A 17,090-nucleotide genomic window follows, 5' to 3' on the forward strand; every position below is an offset into this window, starting at 1 on the left:
TTCCCTCACTGTTTCGCTGCGGCCGATTGGGCTTTGAGTTTCATCTCCTGATCCCAGAAATAGATGTTCATAAAGGCATGGCTGATGTTCAGGTTCATGCCCTTAAGGGGAGCCAGGTTTTCAGCACCACTGGGAGGGAAGCGCTGGCTGGTGTTGTGGCACCGAAAGCAGTTGTCCATGGTGCTCTGAGTCTGGGTGAAGGTTTCGATGGTGGAATTGGACAGGTGCAGCCCGCCGATCAGCAGTTGCTTGCCGTTGTCATCAAAGTCGGTAGCCAGGGTCATGTTGGGCTCCAGGCCGTCGTTGCGACGAAACCAGATGGCCGACACTTCGAAGTAATTTTTCAGCCAGTTGCGATCCGCTGGCAACTGCGCCTTACTCTGATCCAACAGGGACAGGGTGCTGTCGTTGAGTTGCTGCACCACCTGAATGTTGGTGGGCACCGCATAGGTCATCTGATTGGCGTTGTTGCCCCAGGCAAAGCGGCGACACACTTCGGTGGTGGGACTTAAGGTTTGGCTGGCTTCGTCCAGGGTCAACTGTGGCGACGACGCGTAGTTGATGTTGCACTGGGAGTACGGAGTATTGGCCGTGTAGAAGGTCCAATCCTTGTCAGAAACGACGGTGTCGGGTTGCACGTTGGTGGGCACATCCGGAGCGTTGTCTTTGTGCTCAAACGTGGCCCAGATCATCTCTGGGTGGCCCTCGACCACGCCGGCAATGTGAAAGCCCACCAGCGCCAGATACTCCTCACTGGACTGGTTCACATCCACGACGATTTTGCCGTTGCGGTTCACCAACTTGAACACCGACTGCCGGGTGATCAAAAACTCGCCGCTGTCGGCGGTGGCCTTGTCGACAATTTTCCAGGCGGCCTTGAACTCGGCCACGTTGATGTCAAACGAGGTGTTGGGATCGAACGCCTGCACCTTTTCGAAATCCGTCAGCTCATGTTCATTGATGAAATCGACAAATTCACGATTGATGTACTGGGAGTAGTACACCGGTTTGCCGTCCTTGCCCACCAGAATTCCTTCGGTACCCGCCTGCAGGTACTCGTCCATCGAGCGGGCGCCCCCCTGCTTGCTTAAGCGCGGCAACAGGCTTTCACGGTTGTCGATACCCAGCAGATCATAGGGGGAATCAAACCCCAGAAAACGGGGCTCGCCCTTACCGTCGTCCTGCATCAACCACAGGAACATCTGCCACGACCAGCGATGAAAATCACAGCTGGTGTCGGAAGAAAATTGGTTGCCATCGGGCATCTGTACCGCCTCAAACGGCGCCCAGTTGTCCTGGGCTACGCACAGGCTATCGCTGGCTGCAGGCATCGGCTGATTGGTCGGGGGCGTTGTCGGGCCGTATTCATCGGCGAAGACACAAGCGGAGCATAACATCAGCCCCGCCAGGAGTGGTCGGGTGATACTTGGGGTCATTACGTTCTCCATGTAATGCAATCTCAGTTCCTTGATTACCGGGCACGTTCCGCGCACCGATATACTTGGCGCCCGGCGCCACCGCGCCTCTCCCCCACTCCGCAATAGGAGATAGCCACAGGCCCATCAGTGCGATTATTGGAATTAGAGGTCGCGATTGCTGAATAGGGCCGAATGCCGGACAGTACTAAATCTAGGCGGTTGCGAATGTAAGGCAACGGGGCTAAGGTGCAGACGAGCAGGACCGCTGCGCCTCGATAAACAGAAAAGGTTGCCTCTGCGCTCGCATGCTCAAGCGCGCTTTTTAACGTCGAAGGCAATGCACTCCCCCCAACAAAGCCCGCCACCTAAGGGGAAAACCCGTACCAGCCACGCCCCATTGCAGGCCGCAACCGTGCAATGCCAGCAAACTTGGCGCCAGGGCCACCTAACCGGCCATGGCAAATGGCTTACAGCGACCAATGCCATTGACTGCCAGCAGATCTCGAGTTGTTCACTCAGCAGTGATTGCTGATATCACTCGGTGACGTAAACGCAGATAGGGAAAAGGCACAGAAAGTAAAAAGGGCGCGCCTTGCAGCAGGATATGCCGGGCACGAGGCTGGCACCACTTCACTGCCGCGACCCGGCTCATAATGAAAAAAAGAGGGGGAGTATTGACCTGAGCGCCTTCTGCCTCCTCCACTGGGCAAAGGGGCGTCGCCCCCAGTTGACCAGTCTAATCTCAGAGAGCCAGGCTGTCCCTGCCCGCTCTATTCACGACTTAATCTTTTAGATCGACAGCAATTGCGATCACCTGACCAGTAGCGGCGCTTTCTCTGGCAAGGCTGGGTTGATCGAACAATCCCGCGATGCGATTGCCCGCCACATCCTCCAGCACCGGCTCGACCGCCAGTTGATAGGCCCTTTGCCCCCAGGGACTGGCCGGGAAGAACAACCACTGCTGCTCTTGTTTTGCCAGCTCGATGCGACCGGGTACCGTATTGCCGTCGTCGTCCTTCAGCCGAATCCGATAGGCCAGGGAGACATGATCCATCTTGCCATCAAAATCGATGGTCAGCGGGTTGCTGGTACCTGGCTGAAGCTGGCTAATCTGCCAGCCATCCACATCCGGAGTTTGATAATCCGCCTCGGTCGCAAAGAACGACTTCACAAAGCGACTGCCCAGTGGACAGCCCTTGGCATCATAGGCGGAAGTCTCCACCACCAACTGGTAGTGTTTTCCCGGAGTCAGCGCCCGCCCCATCGCATTATGGGCCACCAACCCGGTCTTAACTCTTCCGGGATCGAATAACAGCGTCAAACGGCGACTGTCCGGGCTCCAGAGATCGAACTTGTTATCCAGAAACACTCCTTGCTGCCGGTTGCCCTGAGCGTCGGCCAAATAGACCGACTTCAGAATATCGCCGCGATCCATGGGGGCGGAGAAATAGACATAGAAACGCAGCAGATTCTCCGGCAGGCGGTCGGCAGTGGGGTAGACTGCCGACACCAGAGTCGCTTCCGAAGGGGCATCGCAGGAGACAGCCTGAGCAAGTGGGCTATTTAAGGCCAGCCCCACCACAACGCTGAACAGAAGCGGCATTCGCATTATTTTTCCTCCAGCTGACGAACCAAGTCGCTATACCCGGCATCGGTCTTCAACAGGTTCTGAAAGTTCCTGAACATCTCCTGCTCCGGCACGTACTTGTAGTCTGAGAAGTTGTACTCACTGATGAAGTCGTTAAGGCGGAAATAGGCGCCTTTACGGAAAGAGACCAGATCCATGTCTCCGGTTACCAGATTTCGTTTCAGGGTGGCGATAAACTGGGCATCCTGATCCGCCGCCTGAAGCACTCCAGCCAGCGGGACCGGGCGCGTCGCCACACCGGCCTTGGCCCACATCTCCGGGGTAGACAACCCTGGCTGCTTGTTGGCCGCCGCCAGATCCGCGACACGAATCAAATCGGCACTGCGCTCCTTGTGCAGCACCAGAACAAACTCCTCCATCTGTTGCTGCTGATTCTGGGCAGAGAAGTGAATAACATCCAAGGGGGTGTTGCCATAACCGAGCTCGGCCACGGTCTTACCCTTCACATGGGCGCCATCATTGAGCTTGCTCGCTGGAATGGTCACCAACGGGGTGCAGGTGTAGGCGGCGACCACGGTCTCAACGCCATCGAGCTCAAGCACGGTCATGGCACGAATCGGCGCCCGGGTTTCGGTCTGGTTGTGCACCGTGTGGTAGATCTCGATGTTGGAGCTGGTCGAGCTGTCATCAAACGGATAAGACACCTTACGCAACGTCGACGCAAACTCACCGGTGGACAGGCTGGAGACGTACAGGGTGCCATTGACGAAGTCCAGATCGGTGATCCCCAGCGTAGTGGCCGGGATGTCGCGCCAGAAGGTAACGTCATCGGTAGCGGTGGCGGTCAGCTTCTTAACCGTCTTCGGCAGAGACGCCAGATCCACCTTGGCAAACTCGCCGGCCTGATTGACGCGCACCACCACCGGGGTTCTGCTGCCCTTGAACTGAGTCGACAGCGAGATGTACGCCTCTTTGCTCACCGGGTGAACGGCTATGTCGTGGTAATCGATGGCAAGACTGTCCACGCCCAGCAGCTTGGCGATCTGACTGCCCGCTCCCTCCAGGTTGAAGCTGGTGGATGCGGTGGCCGGCTTAGCCTTCGGCAGCGAATAGGCCAATATCTGACCGCCGTCGGAGTCCGCGACGAACAGGGTATTGTCGTCGGCAAACTCCAGCACCGTGGCGGACACCGGCAAAGCGCCAGCGTTCACGGTCAAACTGAACAGGCCCAAAGACAGCCCGGCAGCTAATTTATTCAATAGCTTGATGTTTTTCATAACAAGACTCCTATTCGGCTGTGAACAGCGTGCTCATGGTCTGGGCAAGTTGTTGTTGAATGACTTCGCTCTTTAGTACTCCGGCCTCAAGGTCGAAGTTGTCGTAAAAACTGGGTATGGACAGGCTGCCCTTGACGTCTGCGCCGAAGAACTGGGCAGAGCCTACGGCCGAAGCCAATACACTGGCGGCGCCACCGGGGCCAGGCGACGTCGCTAGGTAGATCACCGGCTTTTGCTGAAACACCTCTCGATTGATTCGACTGGCCCAGTCGAACAGGTTCTTGTAAGCCGCGGTGTAAGAACCGTTATGCTCCGCCAGAGACACCACGATGGCGTCGGCACTGCCGAGCTTGTCCACAAAAGACTTTGCCGGTTGCGGCTGACCAATTTCCGCCTCTTTATCTTCACCAAACAACGGCAGCGGATAATCGTTCAAATCCAGCACCTCCACCTGAGCCCCTTCCACCATGGAAGCGGCATAGGTCGCCAGTTTCTTGTTAATGGACGCCTTGCTATTACTGGCGCCAAAGGCAACGACTTTCATTACAAACACTCCTGAAATTCAATCTGATATCTATGTTTTTTGACGCCGGGCCGTTAAGCGGCCCCGATAAGCACCAGACCAAACGGTTCGGTGGAAGACAGCGTCAAGCGCTCCCCTTCGATAAGGTCGCCCTCGTTCACCTCTTGGCCGTTGGCCATGGCGCTGCCCTGAGTAATCATCGCCACAAAGGGGCTGTCGGTGCGGATGGTTTGCCCTGTGGGCACGAAGCCGACCTGACAGCGCATGGTGCTGTCGAAACTGCCGTCGTTGTTGCCGCCAAGCACCGTCGTCAACTCCCCCGGCTTGAGAACATAGTTCTGATAGGCGGGCGTCAGCCCCACCTGTGGCGGGCGAAACCAGATCTGAATGATGTCAGCCTTGGTGTCACTCAGACTGAACTCGGCATGCTGCATGCCGGTGCCAGCACGCTGCACCTGCACGCCAGGTCCTTCGATGACGGTGCCGTCACCCAGGGTTCCCTTGTGTCCCACAGAGCCACTGAGGATGACACTGACAATGTCGACGTCGTTATGAGGATGAATGGGCGCGCCGTCGTTAGGCTTAAAATAGCCACTGGCAAGATAGATAAAATCTCCAAGCCCATGACTTAATTGGCTGTTTCCTTGTACCTGCGGCCACACCTTGGGGCTCATGGCCATGCGGGTCTCGACGATCCCGGCAAAGCCGCCTAGAGGAAGCGCATCACGATGTATGATGCGTAAAGAAGAACTACTCATTGCAAATCTCTCCGTCTCTGGGCACTGCTTGAATGCGCGCTTTGCTGCGCAGTAGATCTAGCCTAGCAGTGCTGGCTTTTCGTGCTGGGATTAGACTAAGCTATTCCTAACACAATAAAATCCAGCCCAATTTGAATAGTGGGCATTCCTGACAGGAATAAGACTTGCGATGGATATGATTATTGCGATGCGCTCTTTCGCCAGGGTGGTCGAGTCGGGGAGTTTTTCCGACGTCGCCAGAGAGGAAAGCACCACTCAAGCTACCATCAGCAAGAGAGTGGCAGCCCTGGAAAAGGACCTGGGGACACAGCTGTTGATCCGTGGCAGCCGGTCGCACAGCCTCACCGAAACGGGAAAGTTATACTACGACCGGGTGGTGAACATTCTGCATGAGATAGAAGAAGCCGAATCAGAGGTCAGGGCTGCCGGTGTCACCCCCAAGGGGAAACTCAGGGTGACGCTGCCTTCCATGTTCGGCAGCCTGTATGTCGCGCCGCTGATCCCCGAGTTCTTGTCGAGTTATCCGGAGATCCAGTTAGACCTGAAGTTTACCGAAAAGATGCTGAACCTGGTTGAAGAGGGGGTGGATCTGGCGATACGCCTCGGCAATCTGGAAGACTCCAGCCTGATCGCACGGCCCTTGGGCTCCGATGACCTGATTCTGGTCAGCTCGCCCGGCTATCTGGCCGAGCACCCTGCTCCACTGCACCCCAGCGAACTGACGAACCACAACTGCCTTGTTTACAGCTTGTCATCCGAGGGGGCGACCTGGAGCTTTACCAATCAGAAGCCCGATACCTCGGTACGAGCAACGGGCAACTTTCAGTGCGACACCGGCTCCGGGCTGCTGGAAATGCTGCTGGCAGACACCGGCATCGCCTTTATGCCCAGGTGGCTGGTGGGCAAACACCTGGAGTCGGGGCAACTGGTGCAAGTGCTCAACCAGTACTACCGGCGCTACCCCATCAACGCGGTGTACCCGCAAAACCGCTACGTGCCGCTGAAGACCCGCTGTTTCCTGGATTTCATGACCCAGAAGATCAAAGGTGACAGCATGCTAAACAACATCGGCTGACACCTCAGCCTTCGGCCGTTGAAAAAACGGGCAAACCACCTGTATTCACTAATTAGGGGGCAGCGGCTGGCGCCAGACGACAACTTCGATGCCAACAATAAGCCACGCTAATAATCTGCCTACAAAAACTTGCTTATTCATGAGGTTAGGAGTAAACCAGCAACTGCAAGCTCGTTGAATTAGATCGTTAGGAAGCACTGAACATGACAGATTTGGTATTGAACCCCGACTTTGTTAAATGGATTCAAACCCCCAGCGGCTGTGACGGTGGCAATATCAATAGCTCTGTCTGGTTCTTTGGTCTGGAGTGGGGTGGCGACGCGCATCAGATGCAAACACCCGATCTGGTGATCAACCAAGAGCACCCTTATGTAAGTGGTGACTACCGGAAAGTCTTCCCAGACGATTACCAATACAACAACAAGCTGACCAAACTCTATGCCGCTATGCTGGGTCAGCCAACGGAGCACTACGCCAGCGTGTTCCACGCTACTCGAATGTTTGATGCCGATTCAGACACCTACAAAGGCAACATCTACACCCTCACCTCACCCCGGGAAAACAATCAGTTCTTTACTTCGAATCTGCAGCAAATTACCGGCTGCAGAACAAAAGAGTCCTACAAACAAGCCCACCGGGATTATCGTTTTCCTATGCTAAGACGCTGGGTTAAAGAACACCAACCTCGGGTAATTGTATGTTTTGGCAATAGCTATGTTGACGATTACTGTTCGGCATTTTCCGGCCAGCCCATCACTTTCACCGCTAAGCGCTTTGCCGGTGTAAAACTGTTTTACGCCCCAATCAACGACGGCAATACCCTGCTGGTTATCTTGCCTTTTATCGCCTTCTATTCACACTGCCTGAACTCCGACTATCGCATCCGTCATGCAGGTGTTGTTGTCGCTCAGTTGGCTAACGAGCACTTTGGCAAAAACTGGTGCCAACACCTCGATCTCGCACTGCCAGTAATTCACAAGAAAGAACCACAGGACATAGCGGATAAGTTGGGCCAGGAGGTTCGGGCACAAGAACTCACCCTCCACGAATTTGCTCTATCCAATTCATTGCCGCTGGTGGAGCTTGAAGCGTTGCTGAATCGTAATATGCGGCTTTCCAAAGAGTTGGCTCAGGCATTAGCAAATGCGACACAAACCACAGCAAGGGAGTGGCTGACAATACAGCTTGATTGGGAATGCTGGTGGGCAGAAACCACCTGTAAGTAATCTCTTTAAAAGCGATAAGTTACGGTGAGTCAATAAGGTTTCGAGGCCATACTGCCAATAGGTAAAACTCAGCGACGAAGCACCGCGATCCATCGTCCCAAGTTTAACAAACTGGTCAGCGAGGCAGCGACATAGGTCAGTGCCGCCGCTTTGAGAATCTTCTCCGCATGCTTCAGGTCACCGTCGTGCAGGTACTGGCCTTGCTTCAGGAGCGGCAGCGCCTTGCCATAACTGGCATCGAACTCAACTGGAAGGGTAATCAGGTGCACCAGGGTACTGAGTGCCATCGAAACAATGCCAATCACTACCGTTAATGCTCCCGCTTGCGGAATGCGGGTTAGCACTAGGATAATCGGAGCCGCCATTAGCATAATGCCAGCAAGGCGCTCGCCGACCATTGCTGTCTTAACAAGTTTCTGCCGCGCCAGGAACAACGATTCGCCGCGTGAATCCTGAATGGCATGCCCCACCTCATGGGCGGCAACAGTTACTGCTGTCAAAGAGTATCCTGAGTAGTTTTTCGGCGTCAGACGCACAGCCTTAGCGACCGGATCATAATGATCACCGACAGGGGTCTCCTCTACCTGGACATGGACGAGGCCGTAACTGTCGAGCAGGTGGCGCGCAAGTTCACCACCGCTTCCCTGCTCGCGGTACCGATCTGCCGGCTGTTCGTACTTTTCCATCACATGTTTGACCCACATACCCGGCATGAAGACGCATAATGTGATGATGAGTAAGATAATTATCCAGAACATTTAAATCGCTATGTCATAAGTATTTGTGCGGCTACTGATTATTATACGCATAGAAATGAGCAGCAGATACTTACCGACGACGGCCTGCTTCAGACTTTGGCGCAAATAGGAAACGACGTTAGCAGAGCCTAACTGGCCACCCGCCTTTGCATCCGTGGGGTATCCACCTCGAGAAGCCCCGGCACTATCCAACGGCTTGCTATCCGTCCCAGCTTTGCGGGAACGTCACAAGCAACGAGAACCAAAGATCTTAGGGTGGATGTCCAGTTAACTCGATTAATCGCCACCACTATCTCGGCGGCCAAGGGGGCTAGACAAAGCTAGGCTCTGAGGCCGACAGCGCAGGCGACGAATCGTAAAGAGAGTGTGTGAGATGGAGCCTTTAAACGAGTCATGCCCCCCGATAATGCGGGGGCATGACAGCTAAGCGGGAAAGAAAGGTTTCGAGATTTCTATTCAATCACTCCGGCCATCTCTACAAGCTGACTGATTTCATCCCACATCCAGTAGTTATCATTCTGATTCTGTTGTAGCTGCCGAGCTTCATTAACAAATGCTCTGAATACTTCAGTGTGATTACTATAATCGAGCGGGTTCGAGCCATCAAATGCAACTCTTGTCCAATCAATAACCCATTTAGACGTTTGCCCTCTCAAACCACCCTCAATTGATCTTTCAACCAAAAACATAGCATTATGAGCTGCAAGAAGTACCTCTTTCCCCATACCTTCAAACAGAACATTGTTCTTAACTGCGAACTCGACTTGATGTTTTCCATTTAAGCTATGATTTTTAAATCTCTCTGGGTAAGTATCAAACTCAGCAAGCGCACTTAGTAATCCTAGTGTTGTGATTGCTTGCTTTCCGCTTTCGGATCGGGCTTCGATCTGGCTCATACATGCTCTAAATCTAGCTAAAAGCTGCTCAATATCTCTGAGTTTTAGGCTATATGCATCCGCAACTAGCTCTATATATCTAAGCAAGTAACCATGACTTCCTCCGGTCCAGTTATCCTTCAGGTCGTGAGCCACATTTGAGTTATCAAGAAATGAGAAAGTATGACTTTTGTACTTAAGGTAATCCATGACCGATAGGTTTGGTAAGTGAACCTTTCGGTCAAAAAACCTGCGCAGGTATACTTGTGCGTCGAAGTCAACACCATACGCAGATCTCACTGAGTGCTGCAACTGTTCAACATTCGTTGAAACCACAAACACCACTCCCGGTACCGCAAAGAAGTGCTTAATAGTCTCCAGTAGTTGGATGGCATAATCTGGTCGACAGCGATCGAGCTCATCCACAATCACATATAAAGGAGTTTCGCAAAACTTGTATTTACTGAAGGCAGAAACAAGCTTATTTAGATAGTCCCTCACCTCCTTTATGGAGTTTTTTTGTTGTCGATATTGCCCAACAAAACCATCGGCGACTTTTGAGCATTCATCAAGAGTAAGCTTGTCTTTAACTGCGTTAAAAACTTCTTCACCCAGTAAAACTTCGTCGGCCCCCCCTGCCGCCAGAGACGCTGCCTTTCTAAGGCTCGATATGGCATTTACAGTCTTGTTCCAGGAGTTTATCCAGAAATCCTTTATCTTCTCTAAGTCCTCAGGGTTGTTATAGCCTGAAGTACAATGCACCATTTGCTCCAACAGCTCACAACCCACCACCATAAGCGGGTCTTTAGCAAAATCCGAGGTCCAGGCATCGATAAACACTACGGGATGATTATCTGCCCTTAACTTGGCGTAGAGCCGACGCACAAACTCGGTCTTGCCAGAACCCCAATCTCCATTGAGGTTGAGGACATATCCTTTCTCCCCTTCACCATTGAGATAGTTGATCAGGAACTCACCATAACCCTTACGGTTTAGGGCGCAGTTTTCAAAGCTCCGTAGCTCTCCATTATCAAGTAACTCCCAATCGTGATAGGTGGGGTAAAGTAGCTCTCCTGCCACTTCTTTTATCGCGGTTTCGTGCACGACTCGACTCCATATCTTGTCTGGTTAGATAGATGCAGATTACTGAATTGCTTGCTCTTTGACCAATTAGGCCGACAGCAATGACGTTTAAACCCCTTTAAAACCATCATCACTTTCCCGGTGCCAACTAGGTAACCTCTGCCATTGCTGAACACCAAGCGATGGCTTACAACGTCACTGACTGAGGCTGCTGTTCCAACTAGCGACACGCACAAGGTTGGCATTTGGCTATCTTCACCACAGTCCTCGCCGCACAACCAGCTTTCAAAGACACCCATCTTATGGCCTTTGTAAAACAATGCTATACCGATACTGTTATCATGGGTGATGAGATGGACGCCCCTAAATTCGGCGTCAAATGCGCCAAACTGAGATTTGTACAAACCAGTTCACATTAGGAGCGTCACCTTAATGTTTTTGTTAGGCACCTTTATCTTCGTCTGCAGTGAAATGTACGATCTCTTCTGGTTTCAAGCCATCTTTTGAATTGTTGAGGAGATGCTTTCTCACATCAATTAAGATGGTCTTCATACTCACTTCATTATCGCCAGCCAAGTGATTAGAAAGATTTCGAGCAGTATCTTCTGGTAGCCAAAGCATTAACTCCCATGCTTGCTGATTTAGATTGCTGGCTCGTTCCCTGCTAAGTGCTACATCACCATTTCTCGCATCAGCTAGAAGCTTGGAAACTTTTGCAGCTTGTTCTCTTACTTTTTGTTCATACTTAAAGTCTTCAAGTTTTTTATCATATTCATGCTTTACTGATTGAACTAACCTTGATTTAAGCCATAGTGCAAGAATAAACTGTAGCCCCCCAACAATTAGGGCAAAAAGTCCAAAATCCTTCCAGCCTAGCATTAAAGCAAACTCTTTTAACGAATCTTCCACAATAGCTCCATTAATATGCGTTGTTATGATCTATACCAGTGCCTAACAGTGTATTAGTGCGAATTCGCACTAAGCCCGAAATCCACACCTCAGCAATTGGTTTACTCTACTCTATTTTCTCACATACAAACAATAGGTTAGAGAAGAGTTGCCGAAATTTTCAACTGGCAATTGGTGTGGAAAGTGCGCATGAATACATAGTGGGGTCTACATAAACACAGTTAGCTAGGAATTTTTCTTCCCTAATCATATGGATACCAGGTGGCTGTAGGTAAAAGTGAGAATTTTTACCGGTGAAAGTGCGCATTCGTAGTTACTGACGTTTTGGGTATGGAGCCAACGAGTGCTCCTGGCGCCAAAGCCGCCATTACCAAACCCCCTATGCCTTGCAGCCTGTCTATACCTATCCAGCTGATGACGTAGGGCTCAGCAACCAATTTCAGAACCAGCCCCACTGAGCCGCCTGTTGTTTACTATAGGGGCAATGACCACCAATTCAGTGATGTAACCCTCAGAAAAATAAGTAACAATACCTTATATCTATCCGCTAGTTCGCGTTTCTTCGGCACAAGGCATTCCATGCGATACTTTCCCACACTCCTGCTTATTGGCCTGCTCGGCGGCTGCGCCAGTCTGAACACCCCATCAACCACGGTTGTCTGTCACGACCAAGGCATTAACAGCACCTTTGTCCATGAGGGCCATCGCTACCTGGTGGTGGATAACGACAGCATCCGCGATCAGGACAACCTGGCGGCGCTGGCCTCGGGAGAGATCCGCTATTGCACCTCCCATGTTACCGACCTCTCGCGGCTGTTCTACATGATGACCGAGTTCAATCAGCCCATCGGCGACTGGGATACCAGCAACGTCACCGACATGTCGCTGCTGTTTCAACACGCTGCGGCGTTCAACCAGCCGATCAACCACTGGGACACCGCCAAAGTGCGGTTAATGCGCGGCACCTTCTACAGTGCCAAGGCCTTTAACCAGCCGCTGGAAAGTTGGGATGTATCTAACGTCAGCTCGATGCGCTCAATGTTTTGGGCCGCCTACTCCTTCAACCAACCCTTAGCCGGCTGGGACATCAGCAACGTCACCGACCTGGGGGCCATGTTTAAAAGCGCCTGGGCCTTTAATCAGCCGCTGAATCAGTGGGACACCCGCAATGTCAGCGTAATGAAGTGGATGTTCCGCGATGCCAGTGCATTCAACCAACCGCTGAACCAGTGGGACACCGCCAAGATAGACGACATGTCGGGGCTGTTTTTTCGGGCCAGCGCTTTCGATCAGGATCTGACCCAGTGGAACGTCAGCAAGGTGGTCGCCAACGGCTCGTTTGCAACCGAAAGCGGATTGAGCGATCTCCACTACCCTCCGGCGTTCATCACCTTCGTGCTGCCCGAAGGCCATGAGAGATACAGCGGCATTGGCATCTCCATCGACAAACCCGCCGACTACCTGGTGGTTAAGGTTATTCTCGATGGCGGCCCGGCCGACAAAAGCCAACAACTGACAAGCGGCGATAAGATCATCGCCATCGGCCAACAGCCGGATCAGCTGCACAGCGTCAGCCAATGGTCCATGGACCAGGCAATCGACGCCATTCGCGGCCCTTCGGGCAGCCCGGTATTTCTGGAAGTCATAGACCGTAAAGGCATCACCAAAACCGTGCGGATTGAGCGGGCGGCGATGTAACCCGGTGCGTAATGCGCCCCATGAAGTGATCGAACATTCACCGCGGTGGTGCGGCCACACTACACCACGGCATCATCAATCAGGGTCTTAACCAGATAACTGCGCTGGCCGGTCAATGGATAAGCCTGTTGCTGCCACACCTCTTGGTAGCCCCATTTTTGGTAGAAGGGCTTGGCCTGAAACTCCAGCGTATCCAGCAGGCACCAGCGGCAACCCCGTTGGTGCCCCTGGCGTTCAAACTCCACCAGTAACTGCTGCCCTAGCCCCTGCCCCTGCATGGCCGGGTCGACCCACAGCCAATCCAGCTGCAGCCAGTGACCAAAACTGCTGCCACTGGCACCGCCGAGCAGCTCGCCGTCATCACTGTGCACTGCCACCGCCAGCGGCTTGCGGGTCACTTCGGGCCAGTGCTGACGATTAAAATCACGAATGCGCGCCCTGAGGGTTTCAACCAACTGTGGCTGCGGCGCATCAAACACTCGCAGTTTCATGGCGGCGCGTTTGGTTTTCATTGCTACTGGGTCTCGACGTTCGGGGCTGGCGGGCGGCCGTAGGCAAAGGCCCGCACCACGATGCACTGACGGGCATAACCGATGTGCCACAGGGTTTCATCATCGATGGCCAGATCGGCCAGGTACTCGGTGCGGTCTATCTGCGCCTTGGCAGCTTCGATGGCCTGCTGAGTCGAGGGTGGCTCATCCATGGGAATGAAATACAGCGCCTGGGTCTGGCAGCTCTCTCCCTCTACCGGCCCCAGCAATACCGCCCCGGCGGTTGCGCCATGGCTGTGGCTAACAAAGGTGCCGTGCAGGCCAGAGGTACAGCCGCCCAGCGCCAAGAGAAGGGTAAGAAAGGCGCTTACTCGGCCCATGTTTGCCATTTTTGGCTCCCGCTGATGGATTCCTGTTCAAGTTAGCTACAGAATGGCCGTACATCAATCACTTCTTGCAGTTATTGGCCGGTGTTTCAGCGGTCTTTCCAAACGGCTAATCCAATAACCCCATGGTGTGGGCCATGCTGATCAGCTGGGCCCGGTTGCGAGCGTTCAGCAGCTCTTTGATGCGGTCCAGGTGGTAATTGACGCCGCTCTCGGTCAGCGACAACTGCTCGGCCACCTCCTCGCTGGAGTTGCCCTCCGCCGTTAACCGCAGAATCGCCAAGGCCCGCTCCGACAGGCAACTGAAATTGGCGATGGGGTTGAGTCTGGCGATGCACTGCTCATTAAACAGCGCCGCATACAGCGCCAGATGATGACCAATGTCGGCCTCGTTGGCACTCAGGTTGGCCAGCAGCGTGGCCCGGTCCAGATCCGAGAAGAACACAAACGCCGCCAGCCAGTCCGGGTGCTGTCGAATCGGCAGGTGCCAGACGCCGCGGCTGCGAATCTGATAGTCCTCCAGCAGCCGGGCAAACTGCTCGCCTTTGGCGCCGCTGAGATCCGGGTCCTGCCACACACTCAGCCCCAACGGGTGCTTGTTGAAGTAGGCCTCGTCGGTGGCGGCAAAGTGCTGCAGGTAGTGGTGGCGAAACGTCAGAATGGCGTCGCTGGAATAGACGCCGCACTTGGCCTGAATCATCTCCTGAGGCAGCCGCCGGCGCAGCTTCTTAAACTGGTGCAACGACGGAATCATCACCTTGGTGGTGATGCCGTAAAAGAAATGAGTAATACCAAATTGGGCCAGATAAGCGCTGGCTCGCTGCAGGTGATCCCCGTCGATGGGGCATTTTTGGGTCAGGACGGTACTCATGAATCGGTGACAAACGCAGCGGTTAAAACGGTTAGGGGCAAGTATAACCAACCTGCCCCGAACAATGACTATAAGATCTGCCAGTTTCCCCGCCACCGAGGTGGCGGGGAGAGCAATCAGTTGGGGTGGCAAGTCATGCAGGAGTACGGGTCGGGGAACACCCGGCTCATGTCCCAGTCGGAGTTCACCGAGCTCCACACCTGCTCATAGGGCTGATAGTTGCCATCGCTGTCCCGTGGCAGTGCATTCAGCTCATTGGGGTCGTTGTAGATTTTGTCGTTACTCTTGATGGCGTCGCCCTGATACAGGCGACGGGTGGACGCCTCACCATGGTGGCTTGGCGTGGTGCTATCTCCGGCGTGGCACCAGAAGCAGCGGGCGGTCTCGCCATGGCCCTTGGGCGCGCCGTTATTGCCGTGGCACGTGGCACAGTAGTACGGCTGGGTGGCATCAAAGCCGTCGGCGCTGTTCACCGGCCAGCTGTGGCCACCGTGGCCCAGTGGCTGTTTCTGCTCATTGTGACACTCGGTGCAGTCGGCGATGCCCCAGCCAAAGTGAGTCTCGGTCAACAGCGGACCGCTGCCGGACTCGGGCAGATCAAACGCCTGCAGGGTCATGATGTCGGAGCCATCCTCCGCTTCGCTGAAATCGCGCTCCACCCGCGCCTTGCCGCTGTACTCCTCCATGCCCCACAGCTTGTAGTGGTCTTTCACCAGAATCATGGTGAACTGCACCGGCTGGTTCATCACCCAGGTGTCGGCCATCATGTGCATCACGTTGCCACCAAAATTCGAGTTCCAGTCCAGGCGGCAATGCTCCGGATCCACCACCAGATCCATACCGCCGGTGGCCGGCGAGGCGAAATCGCACACCGAGGCTCGGGAGAAATCGCCGTGCACCGCCATGTCGCCGTACACCGTGGCCCAACCTCGGCCCACCTCTGAGGCGATGCCGTCTACCCGGAACAGGGCAAAGTGCTCCACCTTGGCGCCGGTAGACAGCGACGGCCAGTAGTTAAAGGCCACATCCAGACCGGCATCGGCGGCAGACAGGAAGATGTCCATCTTGGTGATCACCCCGGGCTGGAAGATATCCGGCCGCATGTTGTGTGCCGTTACCTCCAGGTTGGCAATCACCATCGGCTGGGGCTCGCCCGGTTTCATGATGTTCAGCTGCGGCAGCACCACCTTGCCGCCGTTTTGTGCCAGCCGCGCCATTTCCCGATCCTGAACCCAGCGACGACGCTCGGTCATCTCCGGCGAAAATGGCTGAAAGCGAAGGGTCATGCCCGGCTGCACCCAGATCTGGTCCAGTCGTTCGTAGTGGGCCTCCCCCTGTGGGCCCAGCCCGTCGAGGGTGCCGTTCAGCTTGATCAGCTCACCGCCATCGTATTTCACTCGCGTGTGCCAGTCGTGGCCCATGAAATTGGCGTAGACGTCGTTGTCCTGCTCGTCGAACACGCCATCGCCATTGCGGTCCCAGGACAGCACAAACTCAAAGGTGTCACGGCCGGTCAGCGCCGGTGGCTGTACCTGCTCCAGTTTCAGGTCCTGGCGGGTGTAGGCCAGGTAGCGCAGGGCATCGAAGCTGGAGTAATGGCCGTCAACAAAGATGTCGGGGCGGGCACTGCCGGCGCCGAGGCCATCGGGGTTGGTGCGCAGTACCCTGTCCATCTCCTTGGCATCCACCACGATGGCCGCCTGCGGCGGGTTGTAGACGCCATCCAGGTGGGCATCCCGCTCATCGATGCGGCCATCGCCGCTAAGGTCGCGGGCCTGGTCGCTCTGCAGCCAGTCTTTAAGCGGATCGGCGTATCGCCCCAGGTAGACCACAAACTGGCCTTCAAATTTCGCCTGCGGCTGAATGTCCAGAGTCAGGTAGGGGGATTTCGGCGGCGTCGGCTCCGGCGCTGGCGCAGTGGCGCCGTCATCATCGCTGCCACAACCAGCCAGCAATGCCGCCAGCAATAACGCAGACAGGGAGTGTATTTTCATCATCGCTTCTCTCGTTTTGATTTTCGGTCATTGGAACAACCTCGAGAGTAAAGGAGCTGCAATCTGCCACTACTAAGGGATCTGGCAGTGATTTTGAGGCAGAGGACGGAGTGTGAAGCCCGGCACGAATTGTTGCCGACCCAATGGAAGAAGCGTTCGC

15 protein-coding genes are annotated in these 17,090 nt (G+C 54.4%); 3 read left to right on the forward strand and 12 right to left on the reverse strand.

What is annotated here, in order from left to right; all coding sequences use genetic code 11:
* Positions 1 to 5: 5 nt before the first annotated feature.
* The 5 genes from J8Z22_RS13720 to J8Z22_RS13740 form a co-directional block, all read right to left on the reverse strand.
* Positions 6 to 1,436 (reverse strand): hypothetical protein, encoded by a 1,431-nt coding sequence (locus tag J8Z22_RS13720; RefSeq protein WP_252006806.1) that lies wholly within the window; start codon positions 1,434 to 1,436, stop codon positions 6 to 8.
* 763 nt (positions 1,437 to 2,199) lie between these two features.
* The gene (locus J8Z22_RS13725; RefSeq protein ID WP_252006807.1) at positions 2,200 to 3,027 is read right to left on the reverse strand and encodes a hypothetical protein; all 828 of its coding nucleotides are present in this window, start codon (positions 3,025 to 3,027) and stop codon (positions 2,200 to 2,202) included.
* The gene (locus tag J8Z22_RS13730; protein ID WP_252006808.1) at positions 3,027 to 4,283 is read right to left on the reverse strand and encodes a hypothetical protein; all 1,257 of its coding nucleotides are present in this window, start codon (positions 4,281 to 4,283) and stop codon (positions 3,027 to 3,029) included. The genes J8Z22_RS13725 and J8Z22_RS13730 overlap by 1 nt, the downstream gene beginning before the upstream one ends.
* Positions 4,284 to 4,293: 10 nt before the next feature.
* Entirely contained in the window at positions 4,294 to 4,827 is a 534-nt protein-coding gene (locus tag J8Z22_RS13735; protein ID WP_028111700.1) for an NADPH-dependent FMN reductase, read from the reverse strand.
* 53 nt (positions 4,828 to 4,880) lie between these two features.
* The gene (locus tag J8Z22_RS13740) at positions 4,881 to 5,564 is read right to left on the reverse strand and encodes a pirin family protein (protein ID WP_252006809.1); all 684 of its coding nucleotides are present in this window, start codon (positions 5,562 to 5,564) and stop codon (positions 4,881 to 4,883) included.
* Between the two features lie 169 nt (positions 5,565 to 5,733).
* On the opposite strand from J8Z22_RS13740, the gene J8Z22_RS13745 reads away from it, so the two are divergent.
* Both J8Z22_RS13745 and J8Z22_RS13750 read left to right on the forward strand, forming a co-directional pair.
* Positions 5,734 to 6,639 (forward strand): LysR family transcriptional regulator, encoded by a 906-nt coding sequence (locus tag J8Z22_RS13745; protein ID WP_252006810.1) that lies wholly within the window; start codon positions 5,734 to 5,736, stop codon positions 6,637 to 6,639.
* A 203-nt stretch (positions 6,640 to 6,842) separates the two neighbouring features.
* Complete coding sequence (locus J8Z22_RS13750) at positions 6,843 to 7,865, forward strand: hypothetical protein (RefSeq protein ID WP_252006811.1); 1,023 nt, start codon at positions 6,843 to 6,845, stop codon at positions 7,863 to 7,865.
* Positions 7,866 to 7,933: 68 nt separating this feature from the next.
* On the opposite strand, the gene J8Z22_RS13755 is transcribed toward J8Z22_RS13750, so the two are convergent.
* The 3 genes from J8Z22_RS13755 to J8Z22_RS13765 all read right to left on the reverse strand — a co-directional run bounded on the left by J8Z22_RS13755 (position 7,934) and on the right by J8Z22_RS13765 (position 11,490).
* The gene (locus tag J8Z22_RS13755; RefSeq protein ID WP_028111696.1) at positions 7,934 to 8,623 is read right to left on the reverse strand and encodes a zinc metallopeptidase; all 690 of its coding nucleotides are present in this window, start codon (positions 8,621 to 8,623) and stop codon (positions 7,934 to 7,936) included.
* 452 nt (positions 8,624 to 9,075) lie between these two features.
* On the reverse strand, positions 9,076 to 10,602 hold the full coding sequence (locus J8Z22_RS13760; protein ID WP_252006812.1) for a P-loop NTPase fold protein: 1,527 nt from the start codon (positions 10,600 to 10,602) through the stop codon (positions 9,076 to 9,078).
* Between the two features lie 420 nt (positions 10,603 to 11,022).
* The gene (locus J8Z22_RS13765; protein WP_252006813.1) at positions 11,023 to 11,490 is read right to left on the reverse strand and encodes a hypothetical protein; all 468 of its coding nucleotides are present in this window, start codon (positions 11,488 to 11,490) and stop codon (positions 11,023 to 11,025) included.
* A 579-nt stretch (positions 11,491 to 12,069) separates the two neighbouring features.
* Between J8Z22_RS13765 and J8Z22_RS13770 the strand changes: the two genes are divergently transcribed.
* Positions 12,070 to 13,188 (forward strand): BspA family leucine-rich repeat surface protein, encoded by a 1,119-nt coding sequence (locus tag J8Z22_RS13770; protein ID WP_252006814.1) that lies wholly within the window; start codon positions 12,070 to 12,072, stop codon positions 13,186 to 13,188.
* A 59-nt stretch (positions 13,189 to 13,247) separates the two neighbouring features.
* Here J8Z22_RS13770 and J8Z22_RS13775 read toward each other — a convergent pair whose 3' ends face one another.
* From J8Z22_RS13775 to J8Z22_RS13790, 4 genes are all read right to left on the reverse strand, one after another.
* Positions 13,248 to 13,700, reverse strand: a complete 453-nt coding sequence (locus J8Z22_RS13775; RefSeq protein ID WP_252006815.1) for a GNAT family N-acetyltransferase — start codon at positions 13,698 to 13,700, stop codon at positions 13,248 to 13,250.
* A 2-nt stretch (positions 13,701 to 13,702) separates the two neighbouring features.
* A complete protein-coding gene (locus J8Z22_RS13780) occupies positions 13,703 to 14,068 on the reverse strand; it encodes a hypothetical protein (RefSeq protein WP_252006816.1) in 366 nt (121 codons plus the stop codon).
* Between the two features lie 106 nt (positions 14,069 to 14,174).
* Entirely contained in the window at positions 14,175 to 14,936 is a 762-nt protein-coding gene (locus J8Z22_RS13785; RefSeq protein ID WP_252006817.1) for a LuxR family transcriptional regulator, read from the reverse strand.
* 116 nt (positions 14,937 to 15,052) lie between these two features.
* Positions 15,053 to 16,933, reverse strand: coding sequence for a hypothetical protein (locus tag J8Z22_RS13790; RefSeq protein WP_252006818.1), 1,881 nt, complete (start codon positions 16,931 to 16,933; stop codon positions 15,053 to 15,055).
* Positions 16,934 to 17,090: the final 157 nt, after the last annotated feature.

This window comes from Ferrimonas sp. SCSIO 43195 (assembly GCF_023716685.1).
GTDB lineage: Bacteria > Pseudomonadota > Gammaproteobacteria > Enterobacterales > Shewanellaceae > Ferrimonas > Ferrimonas kyonanensis.

Bases quoted from the DNA above. Each gene is read 5' to 3' on its own strand.
- J8Z22_RS13745 (WP_252006810.1), top strand. From the start codon at position 5,734: ATGGATATGATTATTGCGATGCGCTCTTTCGCCAGGGTGGTCGAGTCG.
- J8Z22_RS13785 (WP_252006817.1), bottom strand. From the start codon at position 14,936: ATGAGTACCGTCCTGACCCAAAAATGCCCCATCGACGGGGATCACCTG.
- J8Z22_RS13730 (WP_252006808.1), bottom strand. From the start codon at position 4,283: ATGAAAAACATCAAGCTATTGAATAAATTAGCTGCCGGGCTGTCTTTG.
- J8Z22_RS13735 (WP_028111700.1), bottom strand. From the start codon at position 4,827: ATGAAAGTCGTTGCCTTTGGCGCCAGTAATAGCAAGGCGTCCATTAAC.
- J8Z22_RS13780 (WP_252006816.1), bottom strand. From the start codon at position 14,068: ATGGCAAACATGGGCCGAGTAAGCGCCTTTCTTACCCTTCTCTTGGCG.
- J8Z22_RS13720 (WP_252006806.1), bottom strand. From the start codon at position 1,436: ATGACCCCAAGTATCACCCGACCACTCCTGGCGGGGCTGATGTTATGC.
- J8Z22_RS13775 (WP_252006815.1), bottom strand. From the start codon at position 13,700: ATGAAAACCAAACGCGCCGCCATGAAACTGCGAGTGTTTGATGCGCCG.
- J8Z22_RS13725 (WP_252006807.1), bottom strand. From the start codon at position 3,027: ATGCGAATGCCGCTTCTGTTCAGCGTTGTGGTGGGGCTGGCCTTAAAT.
- J8Z22_RS13790 (WP_252006818.1), bottom strand. From the start codon at position 16,933: ATGATGAAAATACACTCCCTGTCTGCGTTATTGCTGGCGGCATTGCTG.
- J8Z22_RS13755 (WP_028111696.1), bottom strand. From the start codon at position 8,623: ATGTTCTGGATAATTATCTTACTCATCATCACATTATGCGTCTTCATG.
- J8Z22_RS13770 (WP_252006814.1), top strand. From the start codon at position 12,070: ATGCGATACTTTCCCACACTCCTGCTTATTGGCCTGCTCGGCGGCTGC.
- J8Z22_RS13740 (WP_252006809.1), bottom strand. From the start codon at position 5,564: ATGAGTAGTTCTTCTTTACGCATCATACATCGTGATGCGCTTCCTCTA.
- J8Z22_RS13750 (WP_252006811.1), top strand. From the start codon at position 6,843: ATGACAGATTTGGTATTGAACCCCGACTTTGTTAAATGGATTCAAACC.